This is a genomic window from Pseudomonas quercus (genome assembly GCF_012033695.1).
In the GTDB taxonomy this organism is placed as follows: Bacteria; Pseudomonadota; Gammaproteobacteria; order Pseudomonadales; family Pseudomonadaceae; genus Aquipseudomonas; species Aquipseudomonas quercus.
The window spans coordinates 68,808-84,442 of the sequence record NZ_JAAVJI010000003.1; the positions used below are offsets into that span (position 1 = coordinate 68,808).

The 15,635-nt window shown below is 61.3% G+C and carries 13 protein-coding genes; 7 read left to right on the top strand and 6 right to left on the bottom strand.

What is annotated here, in order from left to right:
* Positions 1–90: 90 nt before the first annotated feature.
* From prmA to HBH25_RS06725, 7 genes are all read left to right on the top strand, one after another.
* Entirely contained in the window at positions 91–972 is an 882-nt protein-coding gene (prmA, locus tag HBH25_RS06695) for a 50S ribosomal protein L11 methyltransferase (RefSeq protein WP_168082781.1), read from the top strand.
* Between the two features lie 53 nt (positions 973–1,025).
* Positions 1,026–2,168, top strand: coding sequence for a DUF3426 domain-containing protein (locus HBH25_RS06700; RefSeq protein WP_168082783.1), 1,143 nt, complete (start codon positions 1,026–1,028; stop codon positions 2,166–2,168).
* Positions 2,169–2,320: 152 nt separating this feature from the next.
* Positions 2,321–3,334: a tRNA dihydrouridine synthase DusB gene (gene dusB, locus HBH25_RS06705; RefSeq protein ID WP_168082785.1), complete on the top strand. Its 1,014-nt coding sequence runs from the start codon at positions 2,321–2,323 to the stop codon at positions 3,332–3,334.
* Positions 3,331–3,651, top strand: a complete 321-nt coding sequence (fis, locus tag HBH25_RS06710; RefSeq protein ID WP_168082787.1) for a DNA-binding transcriptional regulator Fis — start codon at positions 3,331–3,333, stop codon at positions 3,649–3,651. Before dusB ends, fis begins: the two co-directional genes overlap by 4 nt.
* 73 nt (positions 3,652–3,724) lie before the next feature.
* Positions 3,725–5,332, top strand: coding sequence for a bifunctional phosphoribosylaminoimidazolecarboxamide formyltransferase/IMP cyclohydrolase (purH, locus tag HBH25_RS06715; protein WP_168082789.1), 1,608 nt, complete (start codon positions 3,725–3,727; stop codon positions 5,330–5,332).
* Positions 5,333–5,461: 129 nt separating this feature from the next.
* Positions 5,462–6,751 (top strand): phosphoribosylamine--glycine ligase, encoded by a 1,290-nt coding sequence (purD, locus tag HBH25_RS06720; protein WP_168082791.1) that lies wholly within the window; start codon positions 5,462–5,464, stop codon positions 6,749–6,751.
* Between the two features lie 136 nt (positions 6,752–6,887).
* Positions 6,888–9,665, top strand: coding sequence for a response regulator (locus HBH25_RS06725; protein ID WP_168083502.1), 2,778 nt, complete (start codon positions 6,888–6,890; stop codon positions 9,663–9,665).
* Positions 9,666–9,670: 5 nt separating this feature from the next.
* Here HBH25_RS06725 and HBH25_RS06730 read toward each other — a convergent pair whose 3' ends face one another.
* The 6 genes from HBH25_RS06730 to cobG all read right to left on the bottom strand — a co-directional run bounded on the left by HBH25_RS06730 (position 9,671) and on the right by cobG (position 15,526).
* Positions 9,671–10,321, bottom strand: coding sequence for a hypothetical protein (locus HBH25_RS06730; RefSeq protein WP_168082793.1), 651 nt, complete (start codon positions 10,319–10,321; stop codon positions 9,671–9,673).
* A gap of 48 nt (positions 10,322–10,369) precedes the next feature.
* Positions 10,370–11,071: a hypothetical protein gene (locus HBH25_RS06735; RefSeq protein ID WP_168082795.1), complete on the bottom strand. Its 702-nt coding sequence runs from the start codon at positions 11,069–11,071 to the stop codon at positions 10,370–10,372.
* Positions 11,072–11,171: 100 nt separating this feature from the next.
* Positions 11,172–12,863 (bottom strand): precorrin-3B C(17)-methyltransferase, encoded by a 1,692-nt coding sequence (cobJ, locus tag HBH25_RS06740; RefSeq protein ID WP_168082797.1) that lies wholly within the window; start codon positions 12,861–12,863, stop codon positions 11,172–11,174.
* A complete protein-coding gene (locus HBH25_RS06745) occupies positions 12,860–13,591 on the bottom strand; it encodes a precorrin-2 C(20)-methyltransferase (protein WP_168082799.1) in 732 nt (243 codons plus the stop codon). Before HBH25_RS06745 ends, cobJ begins: the two co-directional genes overlap by 4 nt.
* Positions 13,588–14,214 carry a precorrin-8X methylmutase gene (locus HBH25_RS06750; RefSeq protein ID WP_168082801.1) on the bottom strand — a complete coding sequence of 209 codons (627 nt, stop codon included), beginning with the start codon at positions 14,212–14,214 and terminating at the stop codon, positions 13,588–13,590. Before HBH25_RS06750 ends, HBH25_RS06745 begins: the two co-directional genes overlap by 4 nt.
* Positions 14,207–15,526, bottom strand: a complete 1,320-nt coding sequence (cobG, locus tag HBH25_RS06755; RefSeq protein ID WP_168082803.1) for a precorrin-3B synthase — start codon at positions 15,524–15,526, stop codon at positions 14,207–14,209. The genes HBH25_RS06750 and cobG overlap by 8 nt, the downstream gene beginning before the upstream one ends.
* Positions 15,527–15,635: the final 109 nt, after the last annotated feature.

A 15,635-nucleotide genomic window follows, 5' to 3' on the forward strand; every position in this document is an offset into this window, starting at 1 on the left:
GCAAGCGGCCATACCCCAAGCCAGCCGTGTGCAGTACACTGCCGCCCTTTACCTGGCCCGCTTTGGCGGGCACGCGCAAAGGAATACAACATGCCCTGGCTTCAAGTTCGCCTGGCCATTGGTCCAGAACAGGCCGAAACCTATGAGGACGCGCTACTGGACATTGGCGCGGTCTCGGTCACCTTCATGGATGCCGAAGACCAGCCGATTTTCGAGCCGGACCTCAACACCACGCCCCTGTGGAGCCACACCCATCTTCTGGCATTGTTCGAAGCCGACACATCGCCCGACGCGGTATTTGCCCACCTGCGCCTGCTTACCAGCGCCGAGTTGCCTGAACACCACGCTGAAGTGATTGAAGACCAGGACTGGGAGCGCAGCTGGATGGACAACTTCCATCCCATGCGTTTCGGCCAACGGCTATGGATTGTCCCAAGCTGGCACGACGCCCCGGAGCCTGGCGCTGTAAACCTGCGGCTAGACCCCGGCCTAGCCTTCGGCACGGGCACCCACCCCACCACGGCTTTGTGCCTGGAGTGGCTGGATGGCCAGACCCTGACAGGCACTCAGGTGCTGGACTTCGGCTGCGGCTCGGGCATTCTCGCCATCGCAGCACTGCTGCTAGGCGCCGAGAAAGCCGTGGGTACAGACATTGATGTGCAGGCTCTGGAAGCCTCTCGCGACAATGCTGGCCGCAACGGGATCGCTGATCACCAGCTGGACCTGCACTTACCCGAGAACATGCCGGCGCTGCAGGCCGACGTGCTGGTAGCGAACATACTGGCGGGCCCTTTGGTGTCTTTGGCGCCAACCCTGGCGTCCCATGTACGGCCGGGTGGGCTGCTGGCGCTGTCAGGCATTCTGGCCGAACAGGGCACGGAGGTAGCAGCCGCCTACGCCGAAGCCTTTGAGCTGGACCCCATTGCCGAACGCGATGGCTGGGTTCGCATCAGCGGCCGCCGTCGCGCCTAGGGCGTTACCCACGGCCCCTCCATCAACATTTCCTGCCAGAGCCGGACCCGCGCATGAGCGAAAGCTTCGTCACCCAATGCCCGCATTGCCGTACCAGCTTCAAGGTTAGCCACAATCAGTTGAGCGTGGCTCGAGGTGCTGTGCGCTGCGGCGCATGTAAACAGGTGTTCAACGCTGCCCGGCAACTGCTTGAACAAAGCACTGGCCAGCCCGTGCTGGCGTCTGCGTCAGCCAGCCCCGCAGAGGGCACCGAGCAGGTACCACACCTGCCACGGCCTCCGGCACAGTGGCAGGCCGAGGGCGCAGACCTGGAGCAACTGGACCTGGACCATGAACTGGCCAGGCTGGAACGCCGGCCAGCACCTTCGCAAAAGCAGGCGGCGCCCTCTTCGATTCTAAGCGCACAGCGGGACCAGGCCGAGGACTGGCCAGACGAGCCTTTCGGTGATCACCAGCATTCCAGCCTCGACGATACAGCGGTAACGCTGGCAGATAACACCCGCGAAGAACCCCGCTTGGGCGACCACAGCGAACCTGCCGCGGGCGACGAGCTAACGCCCACCGATCGGCGCCGTACGCCCAAGGCCGAACCTGCCGTAGTGCTACATCGCACCCCGGAATCCGATTCCCGTAACGAACCCGAGCTTCATGACGAATACCTGCCAGACCTGCACAAGGAGCCGTTGCAGCTTCAATGGGAAACACCACAGCGCTCCCCAGGCAAGCGGTGGCTGTGGGCAGGCTTGAGCCTGGTGGCTGCACTGGCGCTTATAGGCCAGTACGTGGCCTTCCATTTCGATGAGTTGGCGCGGCAGGACAGCTACCGCCCCTGGTTTGTATCCCTGTGCCCAACGCTTGGCTGTACCGTGCCTTCACGTGTGGATATCCATCTGATTCGCAGCAGCAACCTGGTAGTGCGCAGCCACCCCACGTTCGCTGGTGCGCTGGTAGTCGATGCGATCATTTATAACCGGGCGCCGTTCGGCCAACCCTTCCCGCTGCTGGAACTGCGCTTTGCTGACATCAATAACAAAATGATCGCCAGCCGCCGTTTCAAGCCTTCGGAGTACCTGAGCGGAGACTTGGCCGGGCAAGGCGAAATGCCACCTCAGATCCCCATTCATATCGCGCTCGATATTCTCGACCCCGGCAAGCGAGCGGTTAACTACAGTTTGTCCTTCCACTCACCTGAATGAGCCACCTGTCCAACCGGTTGGCTATAAGCCTGCCACTGTTCAGATTTTATCCAGTTTGACCTTTATCCAGTCATTCAGAGCGGGTATCATGCGTTCCCTTTTTCGAACTCCAGGCTTCGTACGAATCCGGCCTCACCACGGGTAAAACACCTATGTCGGCGGTACGCATCGGCCCCTACACCCTCAGCAATGGCTTGATACTCGCCCCTATGGCAGGTGTCACCGACCAACCCTTTCGCCAGTTGTGCCGGCGTTTAGGCGCGGGGCTTGTGGTATCAGAAATGATCACTGCAGATATGTCTCTGTGGAACAGCCGGAAATCCCGCTTGCGCAGGATTCACGAGGGCGACCCGGAACCGCGTTCCGTGCAGATCGCCGGTGGCGATGCACAGATGCTGGCCGCCGCCGCAAAGGCGAACGTCGAGGCGGGTGCACAGATCATCGACATCAACATGGGTTGCCCGGCGAAAAAGGTATGCAACAAGGCAGCTGGCTCTGCTCTGCTGCGGGATGAAGCCCTGGTGGCAGAGATTCTCGAGGCCGTGGTGGGGGCTGTGGATGTGCCCGTTACGCTCAAGATACGCACCGGGTGGGACCACGATAACCGTAATGGCCTGGCAGTGGCCAAAATCGCCGAGCAATCGGGCATCAGCGCGCTTGCAGTGCATGGCCGTACCCGTGCTGACCTGTACAAGGGCAGCGCCGAGTACGACACCATCGCCCTGATCAAGCAGGCCGTTTCCATGCCTGTCTTTGCCAACGGCGATATCACCTCCCCGGCTAAAGCCGCCGAGGTACTGCGATACACGGGTGCCGACGGCCTGCTGATCGGCAGGGCGGCTCAAGGGCGGCCGTGGATCTTTCGGGAAATCGAGCACTACCTGCGTACCGGTGACTACCTGCCGGCGCCTGGGTTGGAAGAAGTGGAACGCATCCTGCTGGACCACCTGGCCGCGTTGCATGCGTTCTACGGGGATGTGATGGGCGTGCGCATTGCCCGCAAGCATGTGGGCTGGTACTTGGCAACGTTGCCAGGCGGCCGCGAATTTCGTGCAGGCTTCAATGGTTTGGAAGAGACAACAGCACAGTGCGCCAGGGTTCGCGAGTTTTTCCGCGAACACGACATGAACCTTGAAGCAAAGGATGGAGAAGGGGTGGCCGCATGACGATGATGACCGAGACTTTAGTGAGTGGAACAACGCCTGTGAGCGATAACGTCAACTTGAAGCAGCACCTCAACACGCCGTCCGAAGAAGGGCAGACACTTCGCGGAAATGTGGAAAAGGCGCTGCACAATTATTTCGCACACCTTGAAGGCGCTTCTGTCACCGACGTCTACAACCTGGTGCTCTCCGAAGTCGAAGCTCCTCTGCTCGAAACCGTCATGAACTACGTCAAGGGCAACCAGACCAAGGCCAGCGAGATGTTGGGCCTGAATCGAGGAACCCTGCGAAAGAAGCTCAAGCAGTACGATCTGCTCTGAGCTGTACGACATTCCGAAAAGGCGACTGCATGCAGCTCGCCTTTTTTGCTAATCGCTCTGAATGGAAATCGAAATGACCGACCAGACCACCCGCCTGCCGATACGCCGTGCCTTGATCAGCGTGTCCGACAAAACCGGCATCCTGGCGTTTGCCCGTGAGCTCGAAGCGCTCGGCGTGGAAATCCTTTCTACAGGCGGCACCTTCAAGCTGCTGCGTGACAACGGCGTGGCTGCTGTAGAGGTAGCCGACTACACCGGTTTCCCGGAAATGATGGATGGGCGGGTAAAAACCCTTCACCCCAAGATTCATGGCGGGATCCTGGGGCGTCGGGGGGTGGATGACGCCGTCATGGCCGAACACGCCATTGGCCCCATCGACCTGGTCGCGGTCAACCTCTACCCCTTCGAAGCCACGGTCGCCAAGCCAGGCTGCGACTTGGCCACAGCGGTCGAAAACATCGACATCGGCGGCCCGACCATGGTCCGTTCTGCTGCGAAGAACCACAAAGACGTTGCCATCGTCGTCAATGCCAGCGACTACGAAGGGGTGATCGATAGCCTCAAAGCGGGCGGCCTGACCTACGCTCAGCGTTTTGACCTTATGCTCAAGGCGTTCGAGCATACCTCGGCCTATGACGGCATGATCGCCAACTACTTCGGTTCGGTCGATCAACAGGCCAGCACCTTGTCCACCGAGGGCCGTGACGAGTTCCCACGCACGTTCAGCAGCCAGTTCATCAAGGCTCAGGGCATGCGCTACGGCGAAAACCCGCACCAGAAGGCGGCTTTCTACGTAGAGGCCAAACCTGCCGAAGCCGGCATCGCAACCGCTGTGCAGCTGCAGGGCAAGGAACTGTCCTACAACAATGTGGCTGACACAGACGCTGCGCTGGAATGCGTGAAAAGCTTCGTAAAGCCGGCCTGTGTGATCGTCAAGCATGCCAACCCCTGTGGCGTGGCCGTGTGCCCGGATGCCGAAGGTGGAATTCGCCAGGCGTACGAGCTGGCATATGCCACCGATAGCGAGTCGGCATTCGGCGGTATCATCGCCTTCAACCGAGAGCTGGATGCGGCGACGGCCCAGGCCATCGTTGAGCGCCAGTTCGTCGAAGTCATCATTGCCCCGAGCGTGAGCGCCGAAGCCCGTGCAGTGGTGGCTGCCAAAGCCAATGTACGCCTGCTCGCCTGTGGCCAATGGCCGGAGGCACGGGCAGCGGCCTGGGACTTCAAGCGGGTGACCGGCGGCCTGTTGGTGCAAAGCCGTGATATCGGCATGATCAAGGCCGAGGACCTGAAAGTGGTGACCCAGCGCGCACCTACCGAACAGGAAATCCATGACCTGATCTTCGCGTGGAAAGTGGCCAAATACGTCAAGTCCAACGCTATCGTGTACGCCCGTAACCGGCAGACCATCGGGGTAGGTGCCGGCCAGATGAGCCGCGTCAATTCCGCACGTATCGCCGCCATCAAGGCCGAACATGCCGGCCTGCCAGTGGAAGGTGCAGTGATGGCGTCCGACGCCTTCTTCCCGTTCCGCGACGGCATCGACAACGCGGCTAAGGCAGGCATCCGTGCCGTGATTCAGCCAGGGGGTTCCATGCGCGATGCCGAAGTGATTGCCGCCGCAGATGAGGCAGGGATTGCCATGGTGTTTACCGGCATGCGCCATTTTAGACATTGAAACGGCCGCGCTGACGCCACTTTTTGTGGGAGCTGGCGCAGCTTGCGAACAGCTTCAACCTGGTTCGCAGGCTGCGCCAGCTCCCACAAAACAATCACCGCAAGCGCAGGCTTGACTTGAGGTTATGACATGAACGTATTGATCATCGGCAGCGGCGGGCGTGAGCACGCGCTGGCGTGGAAAGTAGCGCAGGACCCCCGCATCCAGAAGGTATTCGTGGCACCGGGCAACGCCGGTACTGCGACCGAGGCCAAGTGCGAGAACGTGGCCATTGATGTATTGGCCCTTGAGCAACTGGCAGACTTTGCTGAAAAGAATGTACAACTGACCATCGTCGGCCCTGAAGCGCCCTTGGTGGCCGGTGTAGTAGACCTGTTCCGCCAGCGTGGCCTGGACTGCTTCGGCCCCACTGCCGGCGCTGCGCAACTGGAAGGCTCCAAGGCCTTCACCAAGGATTTCCTGGCCCGGCATAACATCCCTACCGCCAATTACCAGAATTTCACCGAAGTCGAACCTGCCCTGGCCTACCTTCGCCAGCAAGGTGCCCCGATCGTGATCAAGGCTGATGGCCTAGCGGCGGGCAAAGGTGTGATCGTTGCCATGACGCTGGAGGAAGCCGAAGCGGCCGTACGCGACATGCTGGCCGGCAATGCCTTTGGAGAGGCAGGCGCCCGAGTCGTGATCGAGGAGTTCCTGGACGGCGAGGAAGCCAGTTTCATCGTGATGGTGGACGGCAACAACGTGCTGCCAATGGCGACCAGCCAGGACCATAAGCGTGTAGGTAATGCCGATACTGGCCCGAACACCGGTGGCATGGGTGCCTATTCGCCTGCCCCCGTAGTAACGGATGACGTGCATCAACGGGTCATGGACCAGGTTATCTGGCCCACGGTCAAAGGCATGGCGGCCGAGGGCAATACCTATACAGGCTTCCTGTATGCCGGTTTGATGATCGACACAGCGGGCAACCCCAAGGTCATTGAATTCAATTGCCGCTTCGGTGACCCCGAAACGCAACCGATCATGCTCCGCCTCCAATCAAGCCTGGTGTTACTGGTGGAAGCTGCGTTGGCCAAGGCGTTGAACAAGATCGAAGCGCAGTGGGACCCTCGCCCTAGCCTGGGCATTGTACTGGCTGCTGGCGGTTACCCTGGGGACTATGCCAAGGGCGACGTCATAGAGGGCCTGGCCGCCGCCTCGCAATTGCCGGGCAAGGTATTCCATGCCGGCACCGCACTTGCAAACGGCGAAGTCGTGACCGCCGGCGGTCGCGTGCTCTGTGCCACGGCGCTGGGCACCACGGTAGGCGAGGCGCAGCAACACGCCTATGCCTTGGCGTCCAACGTCAGCTGGAAGGGCAGCTTCTACCGCACAGATATCGGCTATCGCGCCATTGCCCGTGAACGCGGGGAAGGCTGACCGGTCCAAATAGCCACGAAAAGCGCTCTGCAGCCTGTCTTGCGGAGCGCTTTCATGCATTCTGGTAGCCCGCGAACCGGTCTGGCTCAGGCACGGTTATACTCAGTACACGCTTATCCAGGACAGGGAATTGCCCGTGCATCGGCTCAGGATTGCCTTGCTTTTCATCGTTGGGCTGCTGGTTTCCAGCCTGACGCCCGCCTATGCCGAGCAGGGCACTGGCTGGGCCATCTTTGTCGATGACCAGGCCGCGCTTCAGATCAGCGACATACGCTCAGAGCGCTATCAAAGCCAGTTTGCGCCCATAGACCTGCGCCAGATCGATGCCGCGCCCCCTCGTAGTGCCCTCTGGCTTCACTACCGCCTGCCTCCGTCTTCCCACGAGCAGATCATCCGCCTGTTCGCGCCCGACCTTTCACGGTTCGACCTGTACACCTTTGCCAATGATCAGTTGCTGCAACACAGCCGCAATGGTTACGACACCGTGGGGGAAGCACCGCTACCCAAGAGTGGCGACCTGCTGTTGCCCTTGCCAATCAACCAGGCACCTGTAGACGTCTACCTGCGGCTGATGACCGAGCACCAGGTGCGCCCAGGCATAATACTAGAGCCTGCCATCCAGGCGGCTGCCCACCAGAACCAAACGCTGTTGTTCGGCGTGCTGCTGGGCTGCATGGCCATGTTGATTCTGCATAACCTGGCACGCTATGCCCTCAATCGTTCCGCCAGCAGCCTGTGGTTAGGCGCCTGCCAGGCGTTGGTGCTGGCCAGCGCCTTGATTCTGGTCAACCTGGGCCATCCTTGGATTGCACCCTGGAATACCGCGCGTACGCCGGCTGCCTATTTCGCCATGTTGCTGGGTGCCGAATGCGCCCTCATGTACACCCTGCGCTTCTTCGCTGCCCGCCCCTCCCCACGGCTCAACCGCCTGGTTACAGGGCTTATGGGCTTGATTGCCCTGGCCGGCGTGCTTTTGATGTTCCTTGCCAACTTGCCGCTCAACTTCACCGCATACGCTGCGGTGGCGGCCACATGCCTGTGCATGCTGGTGGTAGCCGCCCGCCATTGGTATCGCGGTTATCCACCTGCGCGGTTGTTCACACTGGCCATGGCCTTGTGCAGTATCGGATTCCTGGTGGTATTGCCGGCCATGCTTGTGCTCACCCGCACCCCCGTACAGTGGCTGATCTTTGCCATGCTCGCGTGTGCCGTGTGTAGCGGCGGCATGTTGAACCTGGCGTTGACCACACGCCTGCGGCGTATCAATGAAGACCGCTACAGCGCCAGCAGGGCGTTGGCGGCTTCCACCGCCGAAACCAATGCCAAGGCAGAGTTTCTGGCCAAGTTGAGCCATGAGATACGTACACCCATGAATGGTGTGCTGGGCATGACAGAGCTGCTGCTGGGAACGCCGCTGTCGGTCAAGCAACGTGATTACGTACAGACCATTCATGGGGCCGGCAATGAGCTGCTCACCCTGATCAATGACATTCTCGACATTTCCAAGATCGAGTCGGGCCAGATCGAACTGGACGACGTGCAATTCGACCTCAACGCGCTGATGGAAGAGTGCCTCAGCATCTATCGCGGGCGGGCCGAGCAGCAAAATGTAGAGCTCATCAGCTTCACTCAGCCACAAGTGCCACGCGTTATCAGCGGCGATCCCATGCGCCTGCGCCAAGCGCTGCTGGCCATGCTGGATAACGCGCTGAAAAAGACCACTGGCGGTGAAGTACTGGTAGCCGCTGCCTTGGACCAGCGGGGAGGCGCGCCCCGCTTGCGTATCGCCGTACAAGACAGTGGTGACCCCCTCCCGCCTGAGGAACGTGATGCGCTGCTTCATGCCGAACTGCGCAGCCAGGACCTTCTGACTACCAACAAGCCGGGAAGCAGCCACCTTGGCCTGCTTATCGCACGGCAGTTGATCGGGTTGATGAACGGAGAATTCGGTATCAAAAGCGGTGCTCATCAGGGCAGCACCTTCTGGCTTACCCTGCCGCTGGACGCGCAGCGCATGGAGCAGCCTCACCCTGACCTGGACAGCAGCCTCAAGGACGCACGCGTTCTGGTAGTGGATGACAATGACACGTGCCGCAAGGTACTGGTACAGCAGTGCACTGCCTGGGGTCTGAATGTGAGCGCCGCCTCCTCTGGCAAGGAAGCCCTGGCATTGCTGCGCACCAAAGCGCACTTGCGGGACTATTTCGACGTCGTGCTGCTGGATCAGAACATGCCAGGCATGACCGGTATGCAATTGGCTACCAAAATCAAGGAAGACCCCAGCCTGAATCACGACATTCTGATCATCATGCTGACAGGGATCAGCAATGCGCCCAGCAAGGTGATTGCACGCAATGCCGGTGTAAAGCGCATACTCGCCAAACCCGTGGCTGGCTACACCTTGCGTACCACCTTGGCTGACGAACTGTCCCATCGCACCCTGGCCGACGCGCACCTGTCGGCAGCACCTGCCCGGCAAGCCTTCGAAGAGCCTGGCGTACCTGCAGACTTCCGCATTCTGGTGGCCGAGGACAACAGCATTTCAACCAAAGTGATACGCGGCATGCTCGGCAAGCTCAACCTCCAGCCAGATACCGCCAGCAATGGCGAAGAAGCCTTGCAAGCCATGAAGGCCCGGCGCTACGACCTGGTATTGATGGATTGCGAAATGCCCATCCTGGATGGCTTCAGTGCCACCCAGCAATTGCGTGCCTGGGAGCTGGGTACCCGCCGCGAACGTACGCCTGTCGTCGCGCTGACGGCGCACATTCTCAGCGAGCACAAGGAGCGCGCTCGGGTAGCAGGCATGGACGGCCATATGGCCAAGCCGGTGGAGATGTCCCAATTGCGAGAGCTGATCGACCATTGGGTGGCTCACCGCGACAGCAATGCTAGCGAGGTCGAACGGGGCTAGGTTGGCTAAGAGGCAGCCAGCAACCGCATATACGTCCCGTCCTCCCAAGGTTTGGCAAAGCGCGCCTTTATCTTCGGCAGCCAAGTGGCCTCCAGCGCACGCGTGTCCACGCGCACCAGTTGCAAACGGGCAGTGATCGCAGGTGGCGGCGTGTCTTTGATAAGGCAGCATGGGCTGGTATCACGCATGTCCAATTCCTCGTGATACACCAGCAGGTCAACAACCCCCACTCCACTGGCAAGCCGGCTACGGGCACACGGCAGCAGCTGAAACATCCCATAGTGGTGACGCCGTGCATAGCGCTCGAACAGTAGCAGCCCTGGTTCATCCGCTTGCAGCGCCTGCACACCAGCCACGGCCAATGAATGGAAGTGAGGGTCGCGCTCACGCATCTTTTCTACCGCCGCTTCCAGCACACGCTGGCGCCCTCTGTTGGGTTTGAACGGCTCGCTGGGTGGTGCTGCATCCCAACCCAGAAAACGCAATTGCCTACAGAAAAACTCAAACCAGTCTGCACTGGACTGTTGCTCATAGAGGTCGCTGGCAGCCTGCTGGGCATGACGAATGGCGTAGATCACCGTGGATCGCTCACGCTCGGAAATGTCCGCAGCAAAAGACAGCAGGCCGGAACCCGCCACTGAAATATCGTTGATCATTATAGGAACGTCCAAGAGGGGCCGACCATCGCCGGCCCCGTTGAGGAATTAGCTATTTAGAAGGTCCAGGTAAACCTGGATGTTTTCTTGCGCTCTCTTCCCAAGGGCAAGCTCCACCATTTCACTACGTTTGGCCATCTCGGCAGGCGTAGCGCTCAAGACAACAGAAGAGCTGGTGATGGTGGCGTCATCACTGCTCCAATCGAAGAAGAAGACGTCCACGTCATGCTTGGCTTTAGCTAAGTTCACAACCCCCAGCGCCAGGATGATCTCGCCCTCGGGCGACTTGGCACACGTGGCGATACCTGCGCGCACGCCGTTATCAGTGTGCGATTTGCGGTTGAACAGGTTGAACGCCTCGCCGGTCTTGGGCAGCTTTTCGACAAGGTCACCGGCCATGGCAGTAAGCACCGCGCCGACAGGTGTGCCGGAAATCACTGTGGCCACGGCGGCCTGAACCACGCCGATAAGCACGTTGGCCACCTTTAACGAATGGGTCGTGTCCATGCGCTGGCCGTACTGGGAGGTAAGGTTTACCCAGTTGGTATTCACCATTACGTTCACCAGCTTGCGGAACCAGGCCTCGGCCTGGGTTTGCTGGTCGAAAGACTTGTCGGCTACCAATGTGGCCAACTGAAAGGTATTGCGCACGGCTTGGCGCTCGTCGGCCGACAGGCCTTTACCGAAGCCAAGAAGGCTATTACCCACAACGGCGGCTTGTTCGAGCGTGATGTCCTGCGAAGTAGTCATGGTGGTTCAATCCCTGAAAAGTGGTGAGCACCGCTTGTGAGGTGTCGGCACGCAACTTAGCGCCGGGATTGAACCAGGTCAGGACAGAACCATTTCCTGCTCAGGGCGCCTTAGGGTACCACCGTGGTGTATACACCCAGGGCGGGCCCTCTGCCCGCGGTATCACACGTGTTGTAGACGACCCCACCAGCACCATGGTGCGCATATCGACCATCTCCGGTGTCAGCTCGCCCAAGGTGACCACGGTTAACCGCTGGGCCGGCCGTGCCACATCCCGGCCCAGTACTACAGGCGTAGCAGGCCCCCGGTGCCGGCGAACCACCTCCAGTGCCTGCCCTAGCTGCCAAGGGCGCGAACGGGAAATCGGGTTATAGAACGCCATGGCCAGGTCCGCCTGGCCGGCCAGGTCGAGCCGCGCCTCGATAACCGACCAGGGCTTGAGGTTGTCTGATAGGGAAATCATGCAGAAGTCATGGCCCAAGGGCGCTCCAGCCAGTGCTGCCGTGGCCAGTGACGCCGACACACCGGGCAGAATAACCAGCTCTACAGCCTGCAGCGCCGGTTCAGGCGCCGCCTCCAGGGCTTCGAGCACAGCGGACGCCATGGCAAATACCCCAGGGTCGCCAGACGATACCACCACTACTGAACGCCCCGTGGCAGCCAGTTCCAAGGCATGCCGCGCCCGCTGCAGCTCTTCGCGGTTGTCCGTACAGTGCAATACCTGTTCAGGGCGGAACGGCCCGGCCATGTTCACATAGGTTTCATAGCCCAGAATATCCTGTGCGCCCGCCAGCTCGGCCTGCACCGCTGGCACCATGAATGCCCGAGCGCCGGGGCCAAGCCCTACCACCGCCAGGCGACCTCGACGCTGCCCCAGCGAGTCTATCTGCAAGGGTTCTGTACCAATGACCAAGGTAATGTTGCCGTGTGCTACCTGGCTTGCGCCTGGCAGCTCACCGAGCACGCCCTCGGCGCACTGCCCTGCCCGAATGAAGCGAAGGCCTGCATTCAACACGTGGGCCCCGCTTTCAAGAGCGGCCTTGCCCATCAGGGTAGGCGGGGCCAACAGGCACGCCAGCGCAGCAGGCGCCAGGCCTGCTTCACTTAATGCGTTGGCCACCTGCCCGGCAATGTCCCCATCGGCCGTTTGCACCAGGGCCGCAACACACTTGGGATGGATCAACAACGCATCAGCGCTTTGTGCCAGCCAAGGGCTGATGCGGATAGCGAGCCTCGCGCCTGGCTGCTCGACAAGAGAGGCCTCTGATAGCCAAGGCGCGGCCCCTTCGACCCGCACGGGCTGGCCTGCCAGCACGTCCGAAACGAAATGCTTGCCTTGCTCAAGGTCAGCCAGCACATACCCTTCAGGTGGGTTGAGCAGGCAGGTGCCGAAGCGTAGCTCACCACTGGTCGTAATCGCCGGGGCAACCCCCAGCGCTTGGGCTATGTCCTTTGCCAGCCGGTTCACCCCACCCAGGCCACCCAGCAATGGCACCACCGCACTGCCGTCTTCGGCCACAGCCAGCACGGGCGGCTCGCTGCCCTTTTCTTCCAGAACGCTAGCCAGCGCCCGAATCACGATCCCAGCGGCGCACAAGGCCACGAGGCCCGTCCCCTCGCGGTACAACGCGCGCACGGTATCACCAAACGCCGTATAGGTTACGTCGGCGGCATCTGCACGCCCTTCCAGGCCAAATACACGGGCTTGTGGAAGGGCCGCCTGAATACGCCGGGCCACAGGCAGAGCCGAGGCCCCAAGCACGATGATGGCGATGCGCTGCGTGCTACTCATCCCTGCCACCGTTCGCCAGGCACGATCACCAGCGAGAAATAAGGCGACGACGTGGGGTCTACCTCCGCCAGTGGCACAACCCTCTGGTTGGCCATGGTGGCCCTTTCCACGTACAAGGCACGGTCTCCCAGCCCCAGTTCCACAAGTACCTGGCGTACCTTAGGCAGGTTGCGGCCTAGCTTCATGATGACGGCCGCCTCGGCATCCGCCAGCCGCCGCTTGAGCTCTTCAGCTGGCAACACGCCCGATAGCACAGACAGGCTCTGGTTACGGTACACCAGCGGCGCACCCAGCACTGCCGCGCCACCTAGCATGGAACACACGCCTGGAATGACTTCGGCGGTATAGCGTTCAGCCAGGCGATCGTGCAGGTACATATAAGACCCATAGAACATGGGGTCGCCTTCGCAGATCACCGCCACATCTCGCCCGGCTTCCAGGTGGGCTGCTACGTCAACACTGGCCTGATCGTAGAAGTCCGAAATCACCCGCTCGTAGGACAAAGGCGCTGGCAGTGCTTCGGTAGTGACCGGGTAGACCAGCGGCAACAGGGTTTGCGCGGGCTGCAGGTGGCTTTCGATAATGCCGAAGGCATTGCCCTTTTTGCCCTTGGCAACGAAGTACGCCACCACCGGCGCCTCACGCAACAGGCGCAGGGCTTTCACAGTGATCAACTCGGGGTCCCCTGGGCCGACGCCCAGGCCGAACAGGCGACCCGGCGGCATCATTCCACCTCCGTGGCAAGCGCATTGACCGCCGCTGCCGCCATGGCACTGCCGCCACGCCGGCCATTGACCACTACAAAAGGAATGCCCCGGCTATCGGCTGCCAGCATGGCCTTGGATTCAGCCGCGCCCACGAAGCCTACCGGGAAGCCCAGTATCAGCGCGGGGCGGGGCGCGCCCGCGTCGATCATGTCCAGCAAGTGAAACAATGCGGTGGGTGCGTTGCCGATCACGACGACGCTACCTTCGAGCAGGGGGCGCCAGAGCTCCAGCGCGACCGCCGAGCGGGTATTGCCCAGCTCCTTGGCCATGCCGGGTACACGTTCGTCCTTAAGCGTACAGATTACCGGGTTATTGGCCGGCAGCCGGGCACGGGTCACGCCCTCGGCCACCATGTGTGCGTCGCACAGGATCGGCGCACCTGCCGCAATCGCCTGGCGACCGGCCGTACCGGCACCAGGGGAGAACTGGAGGTCCTGTACCACATCGACCATGCCACAGGCATGGATCACCCGCACAGCAAGCTTTTCCAGGTCGGCCGGGATATGGCTCAAGTCCGCCTCGGCCCGAATGATGGCAAAGGAGTTGCGATAGATCGCCTGGCCATCGCGAATGTAATCAATCATCAAAGGTGCTCCGTGAGCAGGCAGCGATATGCATCGCTGCGTCTTGCACAGTAAGGTCCTGACCCAGCGGCCGGCCAAAGCCAGGCAAGTGTGGGTCGCGGGAGAAGAGGTCGTATCGGCCGGGCGACACCGCCAGCAGTGTCATGGGTGCCACCGAGGGGTAGGCGCATGACCGGGTGCAGCCGGTGAGGTGTACTGGCACAGCACGGCCGAGCAGAGTCGCCAATTGACGGGCATCGGCCTTGGTATCTGCCAACCCGCGCTGGCACCCGGCTGACCCCGTGCAGGCCACTAGCCCGGCCAGAGGTTGCCGGTGGTCCACCAACAGGCCCATTGCCTGCGCCTGGGCTTGTACAGCTTGGGCCTGAGCCTTGGCAACGCCCGGTATTATCACGCCCTGCCATGGGGTAAGGCGCAGTTCACCTTGGGCAACCTCACAGCACAACCGTGCCAAAGCGCTCAGTGCGTCGGCAGGAAGGCGGCCCAGTGCCGGCGATACCCCCACCGACACCTGCCCGGCCTGTTTCTGAAGATGCAGCCCTAGCGCTGGAGGTACAACACGGGGTGGCAACGCGCCGAACGGACCTTGGTACACGTCCAAGCCTTCCAGCAGTGCCGAGGCTGGGTAGTGCTCCAACACCTCTCGCATTCGGCCCGGTGCAGGGCCGGCCAAGGCCAGAAAACGGTCCAGTACGGCCAGCCCTAGGGCCACACCCTGTCTGAAAGGTACGGCGGCCACAGGCAGGGAATTGCCGATCGCGCTGGCCAGCCCAAGCGCCAGGTGCAGTTCCTCGTGCAACCAGAGCGGCGACAGCCACAGGTCGTGGGCATGCTGCAGTTCGGCCAGGGCTTCGCCCCCGTCCAGCTGAAGGGCGAACTTGGGGGACAACTGGTGGTAATGGGGCCGCTGCTCCAAGGCCTGCAGCAGCTCGGCGGCCAAGGGCCGAGTGTCCAGTGCCGCCGAAGGGTCAAGCCCGGCCATGGGGCTGAGCATCAGGTTGCGTACATCATCGGCCCCGGCAGACGCGGGGCCCAGGCCTGCCGCCATCACCAGAGCTATCAGCCGGTCTTGATTGGCCGGTGTAATGCCCCGCAACTGCACGTTGGCGCGGTTGGTGAGCTCCACCGAACCGTTGCCAAACTGCCGCGCAGCATCGGCCACGGCCTCTGCGCCAGCGGCGGTGATGACGCCGCCTGGCAGCTTGATGCGGCATAGCCCGCCATCACGTGCGGCAACGATACGCAGCAACCCCGGGCAAGCCGATGTTCTGGGCAGTGCAGCAGGCAAGGGGGCCGGCAATGGCTTGTTCAAAAGATCACCCGGCAATCGTCGAAAGGCACTTCTGAGCAGAAGTGCGCGGTATTATGCCTGCTTTGACCGACAGCATGAAAATCCAGCCTGTCGGATTACCCATGAGGAT

Coding starts and splice junctions, on each gene's coding strand:
- fis (WP_168082787.1), top strand. CDS start 3,331: ATGACGATGATGACCGAGACTTTAGTGAGTGGAACAACGCCTGTGAGC.
- purH (WP_168082789.1), top strand. CDS start 3,725: ATGACCGACCAGACCACCCGCCTGCCGATACGCCGTGCCTTGATCAGC.
- dusB (WP_168082785.1), top strand. CDS start 2,321: ATGTCGGCGGTACGCATCGGCCCCTACACCCTCAGCAATGGCTTGATA.
- cobJ (WP_168082797.1), bottom strand. CDS start 12,863: ATGAGTAGCACGCAGCGCATCGCCATCATCGTGCTTGGGGCCTCGGCT.
- HBH25_RS06735 (WP_168082795.1), bottom strand. CDS start 11,071: ATGACTACTTCGCAGGACATCACGCTCGAACAAGCCGCCGTTGTGGGT.
- HBH25_RS06745 (WP_168082799.1), bottom strand. CDS start 13,591: ATGATGCCGCCGGGTCGCCTGTTCGGCCTGGGCGTCGGCCCAGGGGAC.
- HBH25_RS06750 (WP_168082801.1), bottom strand. CDS start 14,214: ATGATTGATTACATTCGCGATGGCCAGGCGATCTATCGCAACTCCTTT.
- HBH25_RS06730 (WP_168082793.1), bottom strand. CDS start 10,321: ATGATCAACGATATTTCAGTGGCGGGTTCCGGCCTGCTGTCTTTTGCT.
- prmA (WP_168082781.1), top strand. CDS start 91: ATGCCCTGGCTTCAAGTTCGCCTGGCCATTGGTCCAGAACAGGCCGAA.
- HBH25_RS06700 (WP_168082783.1), top strand. CDS start 1,026: ATGAGCGAAAGCTTCGTCACCCAATGCCCGCATTGCCGTACCAGCTTC.
- purD (WP_168082791.1), top strand. CDS start 5,462: ATGAACGTATTGATCATCGGCAGCGGCGGGCGTGAGCACGCGCTGGCG.